This window comes from Psychrobacillus lasiicapitis (genome assembly GCF_006861795.1).
Taxonomy (GTDB): domain Bacteria; phylum Bacillota; class Bacilli; order Bacillales_A; family Planococcaceae; genus Psychrobacillus; species Psychrobacillus lasiicapitis.
This window is the reverse complement of sequence record NZ_VDGH01000003.1, coordinates 45,891-66,789: the sequence shown is the minus strand read 5'-3', so window position 1 is coordinate 66,789 and position 20,899 is coordinate 45,891. Positions and strand designations below refer to the sequence as shown.

Sequence of the window (20,899 nt, the reverse complement as noted above, 5' to 3'; positions counted from 1 at the left end):
AGCATGAAAAAAACCTACATAAAAATCATCACTATAATCGGAATTTTACTTATAAGTGCATTTTCCCTAAATTCGATACTAGTAAAAGAAAAACCAATATCACCAAAAGCAGTGGATGGAGTTTTGGATTTACGAAATTATGAGTTAGACGGAGCAGAACCAATAGAAATGAACGGAGAATGGGAGTTTGTTCCAAACAAGCTATTAGATTCTACGGCATTTGATAGACAACAATCATATCATGTTGAAGTACCCTCCATATGGACCGATTATGACTTAAATGGTCAGAAACTGTCGAGGTATACTAGCGGCACATATCGACTTAAAATCTTATTAAATAATTCACCAGAGGTTTTAGGGATAAAAACAACTAATATTCGCATGTCTAATGCTATCTATATGGATGGAAAACTAATAGGTAGCAGTGGGATACCAGCAGAAGATGATACTTATTCAGCTCATAATATCCCGTATGTTTCTTATTTTTCTCCAGATGAGAAAGAGCTGGACATAATTGTACATGTTGCCAATTTTGATTATGCATCTGGTGGTGGAATATTAGGTTCTATTTTTATTGGAGATCAAGATAGTATAGGCAATCTTCGAGAAAGATCGCTTGCATATGATTGGGTAACCATTGCCGCTTTTTCAACCATGTTTATATACTTTTTAGGTTCATTTTTGTATGCAAGGATCGGCGTGGAGCAGCTATTCTTTTCGCTCTTTTGTTTTGCCAATGTTTTATATGCTGTTTCTCACGGAGAGAAGGTATTTTTGGAGTTGTTCCCTGCTACACCATATGCTTTTTTCGAAAGAATCCAATCAGTTTCGAGTATTTGGATAGGTTTGTTTATGTTATGTTTTTTTCAATCGTCTTTAAAGCAATTTTCGAATCAAAGGATTGTACGGTTTCTATGGATAATTGGTATTTTGTTAACAGGTACTGCACTTCTACCAGTAAAGTTGAACTCTAGCCTACAAATCTATTATTCTCTTTATATTTTTATCAGCTTAGTGTATATCATCTATTTACAAATTATTGCGGTATCCAAAAAGGCTGTGGGTGCTTCTTATTTAATCTTTAGTAGCTTTACTATTTTTATTTATTTTACTGTTGGAACTTTGAATGTTTCGGCAAACTATGCGATGAATTCATTACCCCCTTTATTTCCTTTTATTTGTTTAGCGATGCTTTCACTTTATATATCCCACCGTTTCATGGATTCCTTCTTAAAGAAAGAAGAGTTGTCCAATGCTCTATTACGTGTGGATAAGTTGAAAGATGGAGTTCTTGCGAAAGCCTCTCATGAATTTCGAACGCCTTTACATGGAATTATAGCGATCTCTCAATCAATGCTTGAAGATAGAAAATCTTCCTTGTCGGTAGAGGAAGAAGAAAAAATGGGATTAATAGTAGGGACTGCTCATCGTTTGTCTAACCTTGTAAACGATATACTAGATTTTTCGAAACTGAAAGAAGGAGAAATGCGGGTTCGGATAACCTCTGTGGATCTATTTGCTATTACACATGTCGTTGTGGAAACTTTTACGTATATGATAGACAAAGATGTGAAAATTATAAATCACATCCAAAGAGGGCAATTAGTATTGGCGGACGAGGAAAGGTTTCGTCAGATTTTATATAATTTAATAGATAATGCGGTTAAATATACGATGCGAGGGAAGGTAGAGATTAAATGCTATGAACAGGAAGAAAATTTAGTCATAACAGTTAGTGATACTGGTATTGGAATTGCTTCAGAGAATTTAAAATTTGTGTTTGAGCCTTTTCGACAATATAGCAATGCAACTGGAGGAACTGGTCTAGGTTTAAGTGTGACGAAAGAGCTTGTGCAGATTCAAGGTGGCACAATTACTGTAAATTCTGTAGTAAATAAAGGAACTACCTTTTCGGTTACGCTTCCTAAAGCAACTCAATTAAACAAACCAACAAAGCAATCTTTTTCACTTCCTATTCCTTCTGTTAACGGAAATAAGGATCGAAAAAAAATAATCATTGCAGATGATGATCATGTGAATCTGAAAGTTCTCATGGATACGCTTATATCAGAGGATTATTTTATTGTCGCAGTTGATAGCGGAAAGGCAGTTTTGGAGCAGGTGAAAAAATATCCTGATATAGATCTAGTTATTTTGGATATTATGATGCCAGAGGTTTCTGGATATGAAGTATGTCAACAATTGAGAAAATCTTATCTACCCTCCGAACTTCCTATTTTAATGTTGACAGCTGCTGTTCGACCAGAAGATATGATTGCAGCGTTCCATTCTGGTGCAAATGATTTCTTACACAAACCATTGGATACATCAGAGTTAAAAACTAGAATAAGAAATCTATTATTAATGAAGGAATCATCTGAAAATGCGGTGAAGATGGAAGTTGCTTTTTTACAAGCACAAATTAAACCGCATTTTATTTTCAATGTATTAAATTCGATTCTTTCACTAAGTTATATAGATTTGGAAAAGGCACGTACTATGATTACAGATTTTGCTAATTTTATGAGAGGAAGCTTTTCCTTTGAAAATACACATAGTTTAGTTCCATTAGAAAAGGAACTTTCCCTCATTCAATCCTATGTAAATATTCAACGGACTAGATTTCCAGAGCGACTAGTTTGGGAAGTGCAAATGCAAGATCCATTGCATTGTTTTATTCCTCCTTTAATCTTGCAGCCTATCGTGGAGAATGCTATAGTTCATGGTTTAAAAATGAAGGAAGGTCAAGGAATCGTAAAACTCACTGTTGTAAGGGAAGATGACTTCATCGTTTTCCAAATATCCGATAATGGAACAGGGATTTCTGCATATAAACTACAACAGATTTGGAATGTAGAACAAGATACAGGTCAAAGTGTAGGACTACAAAATATAAAAAAACGTTTAAAGTATTATGAAAATGCATCCATTCAAATAACTAGTGAGGAATATAAAGGAACGATCGTGGAATTAAGATTTCCATTCATACAAATTGAAAAGGAGGGAAATTAAATGTTAAAAGCCATATTAGTGGATGATGAAATCTTGGCAATCCAGTTATTAGAAGCCATGCTAGCAGAAATTGGAGGAATCGAAATAATAGGCAAGTTTATTAATCCATTAGAAGGATTGGAAAGTTTGGAAGCACATAAGCCAGATATTCTGTTTCTTGATATTGAGATGAAGGAAATGAACGGAATAAAATTCGCAGATAAATTGAATCCAGTTGCTTTTCAAACGGATATTGTTTTTGTTACAGCTTATGATGAATATGCACTGGAAGCATTTAATGTCCAGGCAGTGGATTATATCCTAAAGCCAATCGAAAAAAGTCGTTTAGAAAAAACGGTTCGACGAATTGGTCAGCGTAGAATTCAGCGTGAACTACCTCCTAATGAGACACCATACTTAAAAGGAAATTTTCTAGGAAGCTTTCGACTGCTTGACCATGACCGTGAACCGATCAAGTGGCGAACCAAAAAGGTAAAAGAATTCTGTGCATATTTAATCCATCAAGACAAACCGGTTCACAGAGAAAAGATTATGGAAGAACTATGGCCAGACCGTACATTAGATAAAGCTTCAGTAGCATTGCACACAAGTGTATACCATTTACGAAAAGAGCTAAAAAATCATGGATATCATGATTCGATCAAATATGTGGATGAACGCTATTCTTTAGAGGTAGAGTTAAAGAGTGATGTGCAAGATATAAAAAATATCTTAAATCTGTCGCAAGACACCGCTGAAGACGTTAAAAAGCTTATAGATTTATATAAAAATCATTACCTGGCCGAAGAATATTATGACTGGGCGAGAGAAGAACGAGAACAGTTGCTGAAAGGTGTTGTACAGTATTTAGAGAAGTTTATCAATACATACAACATGGAAATAAAATTAGAAAATGTATTAAAAGAAGCGATCGACAAGCTCATAGAAATAGATCCTTGGGAAGAGCGATATACTAACTATTTGGTTCAATATTATATAGAAAATGGAGACAATCGAGCAGCTATACAAGTCTATGAGAACTATAAAACGATTCTATGGCAACATTTAGGAACAAAGCCACAAGAAAAATTGGAACATCTCATGAAAATAATAAAATAGACCTTAAAACCATCTTATTTTAATCCAATATGATGGTTTTTTGTCGTATTTTGTCAGCAATGTACAGAAAATGTCTAGACTAAAGTTCTATAATACACAAAAGGAATATATCAAAAAGACTGGCACCCTAAAAGGAGAAGTACATTTAGAATGAACAAAAAAATAGTTAAACAAACTGTCGTAGCTGCCTTGCTTACATCCTCTATTTTCTCATTTACTTCCGTATCCTACGGTAAGGAGATGACTATCCAGCAATCAATAGATGCTGTGAAACTAGAGATGAAAAAAGCTCCACTCTATTATGTAGACCCTGCATTAAAAAGTATATTAGAGCCGAGCAAGGATTTATACCCGGTACTGAACAATGTAAAAAAGCACTATAAAGAGGTAAAACAACAAATCCAATCTTCGAATCTTTCTACAAAAGAAAAGAAAGAAAAGATAAAAGAATTAGACGCATTGTATGAGGAAAAAATCACAAAAGGAGTCATACCTTATATTGATGCCTATAATTATGCCGTTAAATATTTGGATCCGATTTTAAAAGAAATGTTAGATGCTCACGCTGCAGGAGATTTGGAAGGCGTGGAACAAGCATATCATAAGTTATCGTATCAATTAGGTTCCCGCACATCTATTTTATACCGCTTCACGGGAAAAGCAGCTCGGGATTTATTATTAGAAAAATATAAAAAGCCATCTGATGCAAAACGAGACGAATTAAGAATTCCTGTAACAATCTACATGAAAAATAATGAAGTCCTAAAGTTATGGAACGAAGGGAAAAAAGAAGAAGCAAGAAAAGTAATGGATGAGGTCCTTACACTTGTTGCGAAAGCTTCCATCGATGGGAAAACAAATTATTCAAATTTGTTATCTAAAGAAGTGAAGGAAGCAGAAGCACTTTTCTCTACCCTTCCGAAACCTACTCCAACACCAGAAGTTCCGAGCAATCCATCAGTAGGTGGAGGGGGCAACGAAGAACCTTCTGAAAGTTCTGCAGAACGTAAATTACGAATAGCAAAAGCAAATGCGATTGTAGAGTTAGAAGCATATGGGAAACAAGTTGAATTTAATGAAGTAGACTGGACAACTATTTTATTAATTAAAGAATCAGGAAAACGTACCATAAATAATTCAGCTTCTACAAAAGCAGTTGAGCAAGAATTATTAGCAATAAAGATATCTATAGATCAAGTAAAAACTAAAGCTGCTACTACATTAGCGCTAAATGAAGTTATCAAAGCCGCAGAGCAACTTTTAGTAGATCATGTAGAAGGAACAAATGTCGGTCAAGCAGTGGCTGTTGATCGAATCGCGTTATCTCAAGCAATCACCACTGCAAAATCTATTTTTACAGATGCAACAAATAGAACACAAGCAGATTTAGAAAACGCGATCGTTATCTTAACAACAGCGATTAACACATTTGAAACACAAGTAGTGAAAGCTGGAAACGCAACAGCATTGAAGGAAACAATAACGGTAGCAGAACAACTATTAGATAAGTATGCGGAAGGAACAGGCGTAGGACAAGTATCGACTGCAGCTCGAGAAACATTCGACCAAGCTGTAACAGCAGCAAAAGCTATTCAATCGAATGCTGCAAGTAAAACGCAAGCAGACCTAGACAACGCGAGCACTATCTTAACAACAGCGATAACTACATTTGAAGCACAAGTGGTAGAAGCAGGAGATGCCACAGAATTAAATAGAGCAATTACATCAGCAGAACAACTACTAGATAATCATGCGGAAGGAACAGGTGTAGGACAAGCATCGACCTCAGCTCGAGAAACATTAGCCCAAGCAGTAACAACAGCAAAAGCTATTCAATCGAATGCTGCAAGTAAAACGCAAGCAGACCTAGACAACGCGAGCACTATATTAACAACAGCGATAACTACATTTGAAGCACAAGTGTTAGAAGCAGGAGATGCCACAGAATTAAATAGAGCAATTACATCAGCAGAACAACTACTAGATAATCATGCGGAAGGAACAGGCGTAGGACAAGCATCGACCTCAGCTCGAGAAACATTAGCCCAAGCAGTAACAACAGCAAAAGCTATTCAATCGAATGCTGCAAGTAAAACACAAGCAGACCTAGACAACGCGAGCGCTATATTAACAACAGCGATAACTACATTTGAAGCACAAGTGGTAGAAGCAGGAGATGCCACAGAATTAAATAGAGCAATTACATCAGCAGAACAACTACTAGATAATCATGCGGAAGGAACAGGTGTAGGACAAGCATCTGCCTCAGCTAGAGAAACATTCGAACAAGCAATAACGGTAGCAAAAGCTATTCAATCGAATGCTGCAAGTAAAACACAAGCAGATCTAGACAACGCGAGCACTATCTTAACAACAGCGATTACGACATTTGAAGCACAAGTGGCAAAAGCAGGAGATCCCACTGTATTAAATGGAGCAATCACAACAGCAGAACAACTATTAGTAAATCATGCGGTAGGAACAGGTGTTGGACAAGCATCTTCTCCAGCTCGAGAAACATTAGCGCAAGCAATAACGGTAGCAAAAGCTATTCAATCGAATGCTGCAAGTAAAACGCAAGCAGACCTAGACAACGCGAGCACTATATTAACAATAGCGATAACTACATTTGAAGCACAAGTGGTAGAAGCAGGAGATGCCACAGAATTAAATAGAGCAATTACATCAGCAGAACAACTACTAGATAATCATGCGGAAGGAACAGGTGTAGGACAAGCATCGACCTCAGCTCGAGAAACATTAGCGCAAGCAATAACGGTAGCAAGAGCCACTCACTCCAATGCTGCAAGTAAAACGCAAGCAGACCTAGACAACGCGAGCACTATCTTAACAACAGCTATTGCCACATTTAAAGCTCAAGTAGTAAAAGCCGGAGATGCGACAACATTAGCAACAGCAATTAGAAATACAACTACTCTTCACACTAACGCCATAGAAGGCGCGGAAGTAAATCAGTATATAGTAGGTTCAAAAACAATTTTGCAAACAGCAATAGATGCTGCACAATTTGTGCTTGATAATGCTGCTCACAAAACAACTCAACAATTGGCAGATGCGAAGGCTTTATTAGATCACGCAATAGCAGATTTTGAAAATAGCAAAGTAATAGCTTTACCAGGATTACAAGATTTAACAATAGTTGGTACTGCAACAGATAGAAGTAATGTTGTAGCAATAAATGATGATGAGACACTTGTACTTACTTCTAGTGATGGGACTGGAGCAATTACTACCGTAGTTGAAGACCCTCTGGGGGTGATTAAAGTAACAGGAGTTGCAGTTGGGGATCCAGTTACCATCACTGTACAAGTGGTAAAAGGTGGACAAGTTATTAAAAGTGGCTCATTTATCGTGAAAGTAATATCGGACTATATACTTAGTAAGACATTAACGAATCTTGATTTTTCTACAACTTATGGAACACAAGCTAAACTTGTAAGTAAAACTATTCCGAAATCAGACTTTACAGGAGATCGAAAAGACTTTTCTATTGTTGTAGGTTCTGATGAAATTCCGATTTATGTAGACTGGAAACTCTCTACTGACTTTCCAAAAGGAGCTGCGATAGGGGGAGTTGTAGATAGTTTTATTCAAGATTTCTACTATAAAAAGTCTGGTGCAGCTGGAATATTGAATAGACCGATAGGAGCAATGGGAGGGGATGATACATTCCAAATCTATGCATTTCAACAAGGAGCTACTTCATCGTTCACATTAAAAGGCAAGGATTGGTCGTACTTCTTTGATCAATCAGTTGCTCAAGGAACCGATACCAACACATCAAAAAATCGTACATTTACAATTAGTGATGGCACTAATACGGCTACGATTCAATTAACCAAAAGCTTTACATCATTTGACGAACTATTGAATCTAATTAATAATCGCATTGCAAGTGCTAAAGTAGAAGCGATTGTTGAAAGTGTGAGCGGGATTCAATTTAAAATTATACCAACTTCTAAAAAAGTTATAACTGTTGGCGGGGTAAACAAATCAGACTTTTTTGAGTAGACTGATCGTTTTTCATAACGGACTATCGTACAGAGATCTCTGAGCAACAGATTATGAATAGGGAACCACTAGTAGACAAAGTGTAGAAACTTAAAATATACAAAAACTATAAAATTACTCTATAGAAATATTTAGGGACAAAGCCACAAGAAAAATTTGAACATCTAATGAAAATAATAAAATGGACCTTAAAACCACCTTATCTTAATCCAATAAGGTGGTTTTCTGTCGTATTTTGTCAGCAGTGTATAGAAAATGTATAGACTAAAGTTCTATAATAATCAAAAGGGGTATATCAAAAAGACTAGAACCCTAAAAGGAGAAGTACATCTAGAATGAACAAAAAAATAGTTAAACAAACTGTCGTAGCTGCCTTACTTACATCCTCTATTTTCTCATTTACTTCCACATCCTACGGTAAAGAGACGACTATCCAGCGATCAATAGATGCTGTAAAACTAGAGATGAAAAAAGCTCCACTCTATTATGTGGACCCTGCATTGAAAAGTGTATTAGAGCCGAGCAAGGAACTATATCCGGTATTAAACAGTGTAAAAAAACACTATAAAGAGGTAAAACAACAAATTCAATCATCGAATCTTTCTACGAAAGAAAAGAAAGAAAAGATAAAAGAATTAGACGCATTATTTGATGAGAAAATCACAAAAGGAGTCATACCTTATATTGATGCCTATAATTATGCCGTTAAATATTTGGATCCGATTTTAAAAGAAATGTTAGATGCCCACGCTGCTGGAGATTTAGAAGGCGTTGAACAGGCATATCATAAGTTATCGTATCAATTAGATTCCCGCACATCTATTTTATACCGCTTCACGGGAAAAGCACCCCGTGATTTATTATTAGAAAAATATAAAAAGCCATCTGATGCAAAACGAGATGAATTACGAATTCCTGTAACAATCTACATGAAAAATAATGAAGTCCTAAAGTTATGGAACGAAGGGAAAAAAGAAGAAGCAAGAAAAGTAATGGATGAGGTACTTACACTTGCTTCGAAAACTTCCATCGATGGAAAAACAAATTATTTGAATTTGTTATCTAAAGAAGTGAAGGAAGCAGAAGCACTTTTCTCTACTCTTCCAAAACCTACACCAACACCAGAAGTTCCGAGCAATCCATCAGTAGGAGGAGGGGGTAACGAAGAACCTTCTGAAAGTACGGCAGAAAGAAAGCTTCGCATAGCAAAAACTAATGCAATCGCAGTGTTATCAGATTATAAAGAAGTGCTTAAAAATGATTATAGTACAGCAAATTGGTTCACTATCTCATCATTAAAAACAACGTGGACAAGTACGATCAATGCGGCAACAACACCAGCTGCAGTTGCCCAATTCTTAAAGGATGTCAAAGCAGCTATCGATGAAGTCCCAACAAAGGAGCAAGAGGCGCTGGAAGTGGCGAAACACCAAGCACTTGCAGGTTTAACATATTATAAAGAAGACATAAAAGCTAACTATAGTACAGAGAATTGGAGCACTATTGAAACACTAATAACATCGTGGACAAACACGGTTAATGCCGCAATGACACCAGCGGAAGTGGATCAAGCACTAATTGAGGCTAAAGCAGCAATCGATGAGGTCCCAACAATGGAGCAAGAGGCGCTGGAAGTAGCGAAACACCAAGCACTTGCAGGTTTAACAAATTATAAAGAAGACGTAAAAGCTAACTATAGTACAGAGAATTGGAGCACTATTGAAACATTAATAACATCGTGGACAAACACGATTAATGCCGCAATGACACCAGCGGAAGTGGATCAAGCACTAATTGAGGCTAAAGCTGCAATCGATGAGGTCCCAACAATGGAGCAAGAGGCACTGGAAGTAGCGAAACACCAAGCAATTGCAGGTTTAACAAATTATAAAGAAGACGTAAAAGATAACTATAGTACAGAGAATTGGAGCACTATTGAAACATTAATAACATCGTGGACAAACACGATTAATGCCGCAATGACACCAGTGGAAGTGGATCAAGCACTAATTGAGGCCAAAGCTGCGATCGATGAAGTCCCAACAATGGAGCAAGAGGCGCTGGAAGTAGCGAAACACCAAGCACTTGCAGATTTAACAAATTATAAAGAAGACGTAAAAGCTAACTATAGTACAGAGAATTGGAGCACTATTGAAACATTAATAACATCGTGGACAAACACGATTAATGACGCAATGACACCAGCGGAAGTGGAACAAGCACTAATTGAGGCCAAAGCTGCAATCGATGAAGTCCCAACAATGGAGCAAGAGGCGCTGGAAGTATCGAAACACCAAGCACTTGCAGATTTAACAAATTATAAAGAAGACGTAGAAGATGACTATAGTACAGCGAATTGGGAAGCTATTCAAGCATTAAAAACCACGTGGACAAGCACGATTAATGGTGCAACGACACCAATAGAAGTTGATCAAGCATTAATTGAGGCTAAAGCTGAAATCGATCAAGTGGAAGTCAAATCGAATGTTTCCACCATTAATGGAATAACTGTTAAGAATATATCAGCAGTAGTTGATAATTCTGATTTAAATGTTTACAATGTCACTCTTCCAAGTGGAACTGTTTTGGCAGATATAACAGAAACAGATATTATTACTACGCCAACAAATTTAGATGCGGCCGTAAAAACGACAACAATTGATGGGGGAATTACGTGGCAAATAGTAGTTACCTCGGAAGATGGCAAGAGTACCAACACGTACAAACTAAATATTACAATTACTCCTCAATAAAAATAAACGAAACGTTACGCTATAAGCTGATTATTAATTAGTGAAACGCGTGGAAGAGAACAATTTCTTCTAACTGCTATGTTCAATTGGTAGGTGCAATTCCTACTCTTGTTTAACAGTCCAACAAACAAGTACCTAATCCTCCTGGGTCCAGTGAAGCACTGAAATGTGGAAAGGGCTAAGTCAGGTGAAGTCGTACCCGAAAGTATCGGGGCGGGGTTCTTTAAAAGATTTCTATGGTTAGGCAGACGAATCCATGTAAGCAGGGTAAGCAAGTGTATAGTGAGAAATGACAAGCTAGGAGTTCACTGTGCATCCATATAGTTGAAATACTATATCGGCGATTGACGAATTGACTGTTAACTCAGTTGTTCTTACACCTGGATAGTGGAAACCTAAGGAAATCAAAATAAGGGATGAACATAATGGAACGTTTGAAGTCTTGCTTAAAGAGGTGTTTCAGCATCAATGACATTAGCAAGATGGCAGCAGGTTCATAGTAGTGAAGATCGCTGACCGTTTGGACTTATATGGTAACATATGAGAAGGATAAAAACAGCAGGAGCAAAGGAACCTAGTCAGTGGTGAAAAAAACACTGATGGCACGCCGTGTGCGATGAAAGTCGCTTGCACGGTGTAGGCTCGTTATAATACCTTATTTAAAAGGGATAAGACGGGAATAGCATTTTATTACCACCAACTTTATTAACTGATTCCACTGAGGCTACTGTAGATAATATATTTGATATTACGTTTATAGATAATAGCGCATGGAGATCGGCAGTAACAGATGTGCAGGTAAATGGTGTCTCAGTAGGTGTAGGAAATTGGATCTTAAACGAAGGACACTTACTGCTCGATCCAGTAGATATACCGTCTTTACAAACGCCAGGAAATAAAGATATTACAATAATTGCAAACGAATACTCTGTTGTAAGTGTTCAGCAATATGTTGCTGTAGGAAAATTTTCGGAAGCAAACTCATCAGTCAAACCAAATGCAGGTTTAGTACCAGGACCAGGAAAGGGATTTTCTATGGTATTAACTGCCAAAGACCGATATGATAATTTGATTAAAGGTTATCAGTTTAAGCTGGATATTATTATTAATAATAACAATCCACTAAATGGAGAGTGGGTTTATTATTATAATAACAGGCATATGGTATCTATAACTGCTGATAAGTTAAACTTACCATCTCTTACGGATGGGAGTGGTGCAACATATCCCTCCTTCCAATGGGCTCCGTCCGGAGATAGGGGAGATTCAACTCAAATAGTATGGCGGGATCAAGACGGAAATCTAATTTTTACGCCAACGACTGTTACTTATTAAGTAAACTTCTTTTCAATATAATATTTAATAGAGAATTATTAAATTTTCCAGTAATAATTGAATCCTCTTGAGTCTAAAAGACTTTAGAGGATTTTTATTATCTTTATAATTATCGATAAAGGGCGAAGTAGTCACAATACCCCTTTAACAAGATAATACTTCAAACGTTATAAAAGCTACGTTAATATCTTCTTTATTTATATTCTGCAAAAATAACAGTTACTAAGGAATAGTATTAATCTTTTCCGTAACTCCAATTCCTGAATTACCTCGTTCATTTTTCAATCCATGTACTTTAGACCTATCAAATTCTTTCTTGCTTTTAAAGGATAGAAAAATATATTTAAATACGCCCAGAGAGATTCTATTAATAGTTAGAGGAAATAAATAAATTCTTGAAAGCAACCCATTCATTTACAAGTTGTGTCTAATCTAAAAAGAGGATTAGATCTATCTACCTATAATTAACTGATAATTATAAATAGTACTTTCATTCAGAAAATAATTATGTTATATTCATAATCGTTACAGTGTTACTGTAATTTAAAAGGAGTGTTTTTAGTATGGAAGATATTCACCTAAAGATTAAAGCGTTAAGGCAAGAGCTTAATATGACACTTAAAGATTTAAGTGAGGAAACAGGATTGTCTCTTAGCTTTTTATCACAAATTGAACGAGGCGCCTCCTCATTATCTATTACTTCACTAAAAAAGATCTCGGACGCCTTAAATATTCATATTAATTATTTTTTTCTTGAGGAGAATGATCATCAAAACTTTGTCGTACGTAAAGAAAACCGCCATAGCTTCAGTACTAATTTAGGCAGTCAAATGTATACGAGATTATCTGGCACATTTCCCGGAAGAAAACTAGAGCCTTTAATTGTTACACTACCTCCCCATATGAATGAGAATCATCCATATAGTCATAACGGCGAAGAATTGTATTTTATTTTAAAAGGTGAGGTTATTTTTTATTTGAATAAGGAGAAGTTTCACTTATATGAGGGAGATACTATTCACTTTCCTTCAAGCATCAGTCATCAATGGGAAAATCCTTTACCGACCGAATCAGTAGTATTAAGCGTAGTTACACCTATTATTTTTTAACTTATTCAGCAAGAAAATAGGATAAAAACAGGAGAGTGAGAGAAATGAGAGTAGCGACGGATATTGGAGGAACTTTTACAGATTTAGTGTATGTCGATGATAATGGAAATTTTGGTATTGCCAAAAGTAATACAACTCCACCACATTTCGAAAAAGGAGTATTGGATGTGATTGAAAAGAGTGGGGTAAGCGATTCTCCACTTACGATGTTTATCCACGGAACTACTGTAATCATTAATTCTTTAACGGAAAGAAAAGGTGCAAAAACAGCATTGATAACAACAAAAGGTTTCCGAGATGTTTTAGAGATTGCTCGTGGAAATAGACCAGATTTATTTAATGTTAAATATGATAAACCAAAGCCTTTTGTTGATCGGTATTTGCGAAAAGAGGTAAGTGAACGGCTGAACTATAAAGGAGAGGTACTAACCGAACTGAATATAGAAGAGGTAAAAGATGCAGTTGCTTATTTTAAGCAAGAGGGAGTAGAGGCAATTGCCGTATCATTCTTGCATTCCTACGTAAATCCATCCCACGAACAACAAACAGTACAGTTGATAAAAGAGATTTGGCCAGAAGTGAAAGTTACCGCATCAAGTGATATCACACAGGAATGGCGAGAATATGAAAGAACGAATACAGCTGTATTAAATGCATATGTGCAGCCAACAGCTACAACGTATATTGATCGTCTGGAACAGGAATTGCAGGAACAAGTAAAAATTGATCAACGTTATATTATGCAATCTAACGGAGGCACTACAAAATTCTCTAAAGCGAAGGAATCTCCTATTAACATGGTGGAGTCAGGACCTGTAGCTGGAATTCTAGGAGCAGCAGTTTTAGGAGAAATGATTGGTGAGAAAAATATTATTGCGTTTGATATTGGAGGAACAACAGCTAAATGTTCTCTTATTGAAGACGGAGAAGTAAAGGTTTCAACTGATTATTATATAGAAAAGGATAGCCGAAATGCTGGTTATCCAATAAAAACACCAGTTGTTGATATTGTGGAAATAGGTAATGGTGGTGGATCGATTGCTTGGATAGATGAAGCCGGTTCTTTAAAGGTTGGTCCACAATCAGCGGGAGCAAGACCGGGACCTGTTGCCTATGGGCAAGGTGGTACAGAGCCGACAACAACGGATGCAAACTTGTTAACGGGCAGACTTTCTTCCAAGAACTTTGATTATAATGTCAATTTAGAAAATGTGAAGTCAGCCATTTCTACTAAAATTGGTAATCATTTTGGTATATCTGCCGAAGAAGCTGCGCTTGGCATCATACGAATAGCGAACTCTAATATGCTAAATGCACTGAAACTTATTTCTATTAGAAAAGGTCATAATCCGCAGGAATTTACATTGCTTGCATTTGGTGGCGGTGGATCCATGCACGCCCCTGCACTGGCATTAGAGCTTGGAGTGAAGAAAGTAGTTATCCCAGTTGCATCACCAGTTTTCTCTGCATGGGGAATGCTAATGACGGATCTTCGTCACGATTACATTCAAACATATATCAAGCGTATGAATGAACTGACCATCGATGAGATCAATAAACAATGGGATGAGATAGAGCGTAATGCATTTACACATTTTGAAGAAGAAGGTATGGAAGCTAGTAATGTAGTATTCCAACGTTTTGCAGATATGCGTTACCTTGGTCAAGAACATACCGTAAAAGTTCCAGTAGCAAATGGAGAATGGACAGCAGCGCAAAAACAACAAGCAATTGAGGATTTCCATAAGCTGCACGAGAAAAACTTTACATTCAACTTACCTGACGCACAGACTGAGATTGTCAATATTCACGTGACAGCCTTTGGAAAAGTGCCAAAGCCACAACTACTTAAGTTAGAGCGAAACGGAACACTTGAAGAAGCGAAAAAAGAAGTAAGAGAAGTTTACTACGAAGAAGAAGGCTGGGTAAGTACACCTATTTACGACCGAGATAAGTTACCAACAAGACAAACAATTAAAGGACCTGCAATTGTAGAAGAAAAGGCTGCAGTAACGGTTATATATAAGCAGCAAAAACTCTATTTAGATGATTACGGAAACATTATCATTGAGAAGGAGGAAAACTAAGATGACTACAATGACTAAGCTCGATCCATTTACTTTAGAGATTGTGAAAGATTCTCTCTTATCAGCTGGAGATGAAATGTTTGTAGCCCTTGCGCGTACTTCGATGAGCCCGATTATTTATGAAGTGTTAGACTATGCAAGTGGTTTGACGGATGCACATGGAAATTTATTGACGCAAGGGAACGGAGTAACAGGTTTTATAGGAATGTTAACGTTTATGGTAAAAGAAACGCTAAATAAATATCCTGGTGAAAAGTTAAAAGAAGGAGACATCATTATTATTAATGACCCTTACCAAGGAGGGGGTTCTCATCTATCAGATGTTGGACTAGTTATGCCTATTTTTTATAAAGGTGAGCTCATAGCATTTTCTGCCAACAAAGCCCATTGGACAGAAGTGGGAGGAAAAGATCCAGGTTCATTTACAAATGATTCAGTAGATATTTTCCAAGAGGGTCTTCAGTTTTCTTGCATAAAGCTCTATGACGAAGGGAAATTGAATGAAGGAATTGTAGAAATTATACGCTCGAATGTTCGTTTCCCTGACTTGTCTCTTGGAGATATGTTTGCACAGGTTGCTGCTTTACGTACAGGGGAGCGCCGCGTAAAAGAATTATGCGAGAAACATACAATGGAAACGATTTTAGCTGCTATTGAATATCATTTAAACCATGGAGAGTTGATCTCTCGCCAAGAATTAAAGAAGCTTCCAAAGGGTGATTTCTATGCGGAAGATTTTATCGACACAGATGGTATTGGCAATGGTCCTTTCCCTATAAAAGTAAAAGTGACCATCACAGATGATGAGTTTATTTGTGACTTTAGGGGGAGCTCACCTCAAGTTCCTGGCCCAATGAACTGTTCATACACAGGATTGGTGTCAGCGGTGCGTGCAATCTTTCTGGCAATTACAAATCCTGCTCAAGACGTAAACGATGGTGTGTTCCGTCCACTAAAGATTATAGTAGATTCCAAATCTATTATGTCTGCTGAACGGCCGGTACCAGTTTCCAATTATTTTGAAACGCTTTTGGGAAGCTTAGATTTAGTCTGGAAAGCGATGGCCCCACATATCCCATCTCGCTTAAATGCAGGGCAATTTTTATCTGTATGTGCGGTTACATTGTCTGGTAACCATCAAGATACAAATGAACCATTTCTTATTGTGGAGCCGTCTGTTGGTGGTTGGGGAGGCTCTATCGACAAAGACGGAGCTTCAGGCCAATTCTGTTTCTCAGATGGAGAAACATATAATGTGCCAGTCGAGGTTGCAGAAACTAGATATGGTGTACTACTAGACGAGTATAGTCTTCGACAAGATGGAAATGGAGCCGGAGCAGGAAAATTTATCGGTGGGAAAGGTGTTATTCGTTCTTATCGTGCTCTTTCAGATGGACAAGCGGTAACTGTAACTTTTGGACGGAATAAGTTTTTGCCATGGGGAATTGATAAAGGCCATGAAGGGTCTCCAAATGAATTCTATGTAAAAAAATCGACAGGAGAAGTGGATGGTCCTTATGGGGTTTACCCGAGATACAAACTAAACACAAATGATGTAGTTCAGCTAATGACAGGAACAGGCGGAGGCTATGGTGATCCGTTAGAACGTCCTGCTGTACAAGTTGCAGAAGATGTGAAAAATGGGTACTTCACTGTCGAAGAGGCTCGAGACTATTTCTTAGTTGAAGTAAATAAAGATACATTCGAATATAAAGAATTAGCTGGAAGAAATTAAGTAAAGGGGAATCACAATATGAAAAAAACAACACCACAAGTAACAAATGATATTGTTCAAAACCTATTTCACGATCAGTATCCACATGCAGAGGTGAAATTTGGATATGTAACGGTGCCAGCAGGAGAACGCCTTCCAGCAGAAGGAACCAATGCACATGAAGAGCAAGAGTATTCCTACCTATTAAAAGGTACCCTTCGCGGAGAATCCAATGGAGAATCATATGAAATTAGTGCAGGAGAGGCCTCTTTTATACCAGCTGGTGAGCAACATTGGTGTGTAAATGAAGGAAATGAACCAGTTGAATTAGTATTTGCATTAGTTAAAGCATAAAAAACGGAGGTAGAAATACCTCCGTTTATATATAAGGGGTGGAATGAATGGCCAATAATCAATCGGAAGAAAAAACATCTTTTTTAGGAAATGACCCTGCTTTATCTGCTATTCCAGAAAAAGACCGTCAGCATTGGATTACTCCGGCAATGATATTTGGAGGCTTAGAATTTACTATACCTGTATTAATGGTAGGAGCAGCTCTCACAGCAAGCTTTGGTTTAAGTAAAATATTGCTGATTCTTATCATTGCGTTATTCGTATTCCAATGGGTTGGGAACACTTTACAGGGATATATTGGCGCAAAAACTGGACGATCTTCTTCCGTAATTGCAAAAACTAGCTTCGGATCTGTTCAAGCCAAAGTACTTGTGGGTCTTACGATTTTCATCGTCTCACTAGGATGGTGGGCACTCCAAACAGCAGTAGCGGGAAATGCGATGTCCGCAATGTTTGGTATTGATTATGAAACTAACTGGATAGGTTGGGCGGTTATTACGACGATTGCGGGGATTCTTTTCGCATTACCATCCATTATAGGCTATGGCTCCATGAAATGGACTGATTATCTTGCTGTTCCTTCAGGTTTGTTATTGATAATTGGTGGTATTTATCTGGCATTGAAAAATACAGGTTGGGAAACAATTACATCATGGAATCCAGAACCTACCATGACCATTTTTGCAGCGATTAGCTTAGTGATTGGGGTCAATGTTTCCCAATGGGTAATTGCATCTGACTATACACGTTATGCAAAACCAACATGGAGAGACAATTGGATTATCCCGAGTGGAATTGTAGTTATCGGCTTTCCATTATTTATTGTAGGAGCAATCATGTCAGTTGGTGTTGGGGATGCAGACATTGTAAATGTAATGATGAACCTTGGTTTTCCAGTATGGGGTTTTCTAATCTTGTGGTTAGCTACTTGGACTTCTCAGCTTGTAAATAATTATAGTATGGGTCTAGCACTTGCAAACGTATTAAACGTTAACTCGAGTAAAGGGAGAGCGCTCCTTACATTAATAGGGACAATCATCGCCATCATTATTGCATTAATGGGTATTTTACAATATTTTGAAGACTTCTTATATTTAACTGCACTTTTATATCCAGCCATTGCAGGAGTAATGATGGGTGACTTTTTCTTCATTCGACGCCAGCAGTGGGAAGACATACCTGGATGGAATTGGATGGCGACAATTGCTGTCGTGGCGGGAATTATTGTAGGCTACATTACACAATACATTAGTCCGATGGGTTTACCAGCGGTACAATCATTATTAGTGTCGATAGCAGTTTACATTATAGCGATGAGGATTAAAAAGAAAGTCGCACCAGACCGTTTTACCGTATAACAATATAATACTTTAATTCGACTATAAATAAATATAGATTCTGTACTTATAATATTTGCGCTATAATTATAGATTAAAAATTCAAGATTTCCGTAAAGGGAGGAGTGTTCTAGCACTTCTCCCTATTTTTGTCCCTGTAAAATTAAAGCTTATGTATTTTCTCTTATAAAGAACACAATTATGTAAACGCACTCAACTTTTCAACTATTCTGAAATAAAACAAGATAATCAAGTAGAATCATGTATAATAGAATATGAAATCATTATTTCAAGAAAGTAAAAAGGGGTATGTTTATGAGGAAAAACAAATTATTTTGGCTTTTAGGAATGATTTTGGTACTAGGTATCTTTTTAGTGGCGTGCGGCGAGGGGGACAACGCCGACACTTCTGACGATACAAATGACGCGGATCAAGCAGAAGGTACAGAAAAGGCAACAGGCGACAAACTCGATAAAGAACAAGTATTAAATTTAGTAGAGAGAGCAGAAATTCCATCTGTGGACTCCGTTCTTGCGGATGATGCTGTTTCTTTCAATGTATTAAACAATATTGGGGAAGGGTTGTTCCGTTTAGACCAAGAAAATGTAGCGGTTCCTGCTATGGCTGAAAGCGAGCCTGAGGTTAGTGAAGATGGGATAACTTATACATTTAAATTACGTGATGCTAAATGGTCAGATGGTACACCTGTTACTGCACATGACTTTGTGTTTGCGTGGCAGCGTGCGGTTGACCCGGCTACCGGATCGACTTACGGACCTTATATGATGACAGGTATTATTAAAAATGCGACAGAAATTGCGAATGGCCAGCTGGATAAATCGGAGCTCGGGGTAGAGGCGAAGGATGACAAAACGTTAGTTGTGACATTAGAACGTCCAGTTCCTTATTTTATTTCTCTAATGGCTTTTGGGACATTTTATCCACAAAATGAAGCATATGTAACTGCGCAAGGAGAGAACTTCGCTACAAACTCTGAAAGTTTAATATCTAATGGACCGTTTATCCTTAAAAATTGGGATGGCACAGGTCTATCTTGGTCCTTGGAAAAGAACCCAGAGTATTGGGATGCAGAAACAGTGAAGCTTGATATGATCAATGTTGACGTTATTAAAGAACCAGGTACGGCTGTTAACCTGTATAATAATGGCGAAAAAGATCGAGTTGGACTATCTGGAGAATTTGCAATGCAGTATGCGGATGACGTGGAAGTAGAGCAAGTTTTAAAACCGACCGTCTACTATTTGAAGTTAAATCAAGAACGAAATGGTGAAAAGACACCGCTTTCCAATGTGAAGTTACGAAAAGCAATTGCTATGTCTTTCAACAAGAAGGATATGGTGGATGTTGTTCTAGCAAACGGTTCTATTCAGGCAGACTTCCTTGTGCCAACTGGGTTTGCATTCGATGAAAACAAACAGGACTTCCGTGATGTAAACGGTGATATGCTTCCATTCAATGCAGAAGAAGCCGCGAAATTATGGGAAGAAGGGTTGAAAGAGGAAGGTCTGACAGAGGTGACACTCGAGTATATATCTGGTGATACCGAGCTTTCTAAAAACTTAGATGCTTACTTAAAATCACAGATTGAGTCAAATCTTAAAGGGCTTACGCTTAATATTAAGAACCTTCCATTCAATGTTAAATTAGATTTAGATGCAGCTCAAGATTACGATATCCAAAGCACTGGATGGGCTCCTGACTTCCAGGACCCAGTTACATTCTTGGATTTATTCCAATCGGAGTCATCCCAAAATAATATGTCCTTCTCTAACGAAAAATTCGATGCACTGCTTGAAAAAGCAAAAGGTGAACTTGCACTAGATCCAGCCGCACGTTGGACAGCGTTAGCGGAAGCTGAAAAAGTAGTTGTCGAAGAAGAGGCATCGATTGTTAATTTATATCAAACAGGAACGATGTCGCTACAAAAACCTTATGTACATGGAATCGTCGCACACCCATTCACTGGTGATTATAGCTACAAATGGGCTTATATTTCTGGAAAAGAATAAAATAAAATGTTAAAAGGGTATCCGGTTCAGAAGAAAA

Annotated in this window: 11 protein-coding genes; all 11 read left to right on the top strand. The window is 37.4% G+C overall.

Annotation, left to right across the window (positions count from 1 at the left end; genetic code table 11):
- Nucleotides 1-3: 3 nt before the first annotated feature.
- Nucleotides 4-3,012 (top strand): hybrid sensor histidine kinase/response regulator, encoded by a 3,009-nt coding sequence (locus FG382_RS05345; RefSeq protein ID WP_142537870.1) that lies wholly within the window; start codon nucleotides 4-6, stop codon nucleotides 3,010-3,012.
- Nucleotides 3,013-4,110, top strand: a complete 1,098-nt coding sequence (locus FG382_RS05340; RefSeq protein ID WP_142537869.1) for a response regulator — start codon at nucleotides 3,013-3,015, stop codon at nucleotides 4,108-4,110.
- A 150-nt stretch (nucleotides 4,111-4,260) separates the two neighbouring features.
- A complete protein-coding gene (locus tag FG382_RS05335) occupies nucleotides 4,261-8,142 on the top strand; it encodes a hypothetical protein (protein WP_142537868.1) in 3,882 nt (1,293 codons plus the stop codon).
- Between the two features lie 335 nt (nucleotides 8,143-8,477).
- The gene (locus tag FG382_RS05330; protein ID WP_142537867.1) at nucleotides 8,478-10,895 is read left to right on the top strand and encodes a hypothetical protein; all 2,418 of its coding nucleotides are present in this window, start codon (nucleotides 8,478-8,480) and stop codon (nucleotides 10,893-10,895) included.
- Nucleotides 10,896-11,579: 684 nt separating this feature from the next.
- Nucleotides 11,580-12,230 (top strand): hemoblobin-interacting domain-containing protein, encoded by a 651-nt coding sequence (locus FG382_RS05325; protein WP_142537866.1) that lies wholly within the window; start codon nucleotides 11,580-11,582, stop codon nucleotides 12,228-12,230.
- 563 nt (nucleotides 12,231-12,793) lie between these two features.
- The gene (locus FG382_RS05320; RefSeq protein ID WP_142537865.1) at nucleotides 12,794-13,339 is read left to right on the top strand and encodes a helix-turn-helix domain-containing protein; all 546 of its coding nucleotides are present in this window, start codon (nucleotides 12,794-12,796) and stop codon (nucleotides 13,337-13,339) included.
- A gap of 44 nt (nucleotides 13,340-13,383) precedes the next feature.
- Nucleotides 13,384-15,426 carry a hydantoinase/oxoprolinase family protein gene (locus tag FG382_RS05315; RefSeq protein ID WP_142537864.1) on the top strand — a complete coding sequence of 681 codons (2,043 nt, stop codon included), beginning with the start codon at nucleotides 13,384-13,386 and terminating at the stop codon, nucleotides 15,424-15,426.
- A 1-nt stretch (nucleotide 15,427) separates the two neighbouring features.
- On the top strand, nucleotides 15,428-17,161 hold the full coding sequence (locus FG382_RS05310; RefSeq protein WP_142537863.1) for a hydantoinase B/oxoprolinase family protein: 1,734 nt from the start codon (nucleotides 15,428-15,430) through the stop codon (nucleotides 17,159-17,161).
- An 18-nt stretch (nucleotides 17,162-17,179) separates the two neighbouring features.
- Nucleotides 17,180-17,494 (top strand): cupin domain-containing protein, encoded by a 315-nt coding sequence (locus tag FG382_RS05305; protein ID WP_142537862.1) that lies wholly within the window; start codon nucleotides 17,180-17,182, stop codon nucleotides 17,492-17,494.
- A 47-nt stretch (nucleotides 17,495-17,541) separates the two neighbouring features.
- Nucleotides 17,542-18,852: a purine-cytosine permease family protein gene (locus tag FG382_RS05300; RefSeq protein WP_142537861.1), complete on the top strand. Its 1,311-nt coding sequence runs from the start codon at nucleotides 17,542-17,544 to the stop codon at nucleotides 18,850-18,852.
- 294 nt (nucleotides 18,853-19,146) lie between these two features.
- A complete protein-coding gene (locus tag FG382_RS05295; protein WP_142537860.1) occupies nucleotides 19,147-20,862 on the top strand; it encodes a peptide ABC transporter substrate-binding protein in 1,716 nt (571 codons plus the stop codon).
- Nucleotides 20,863-20,899: the final 37 nt, after the last annotated feature.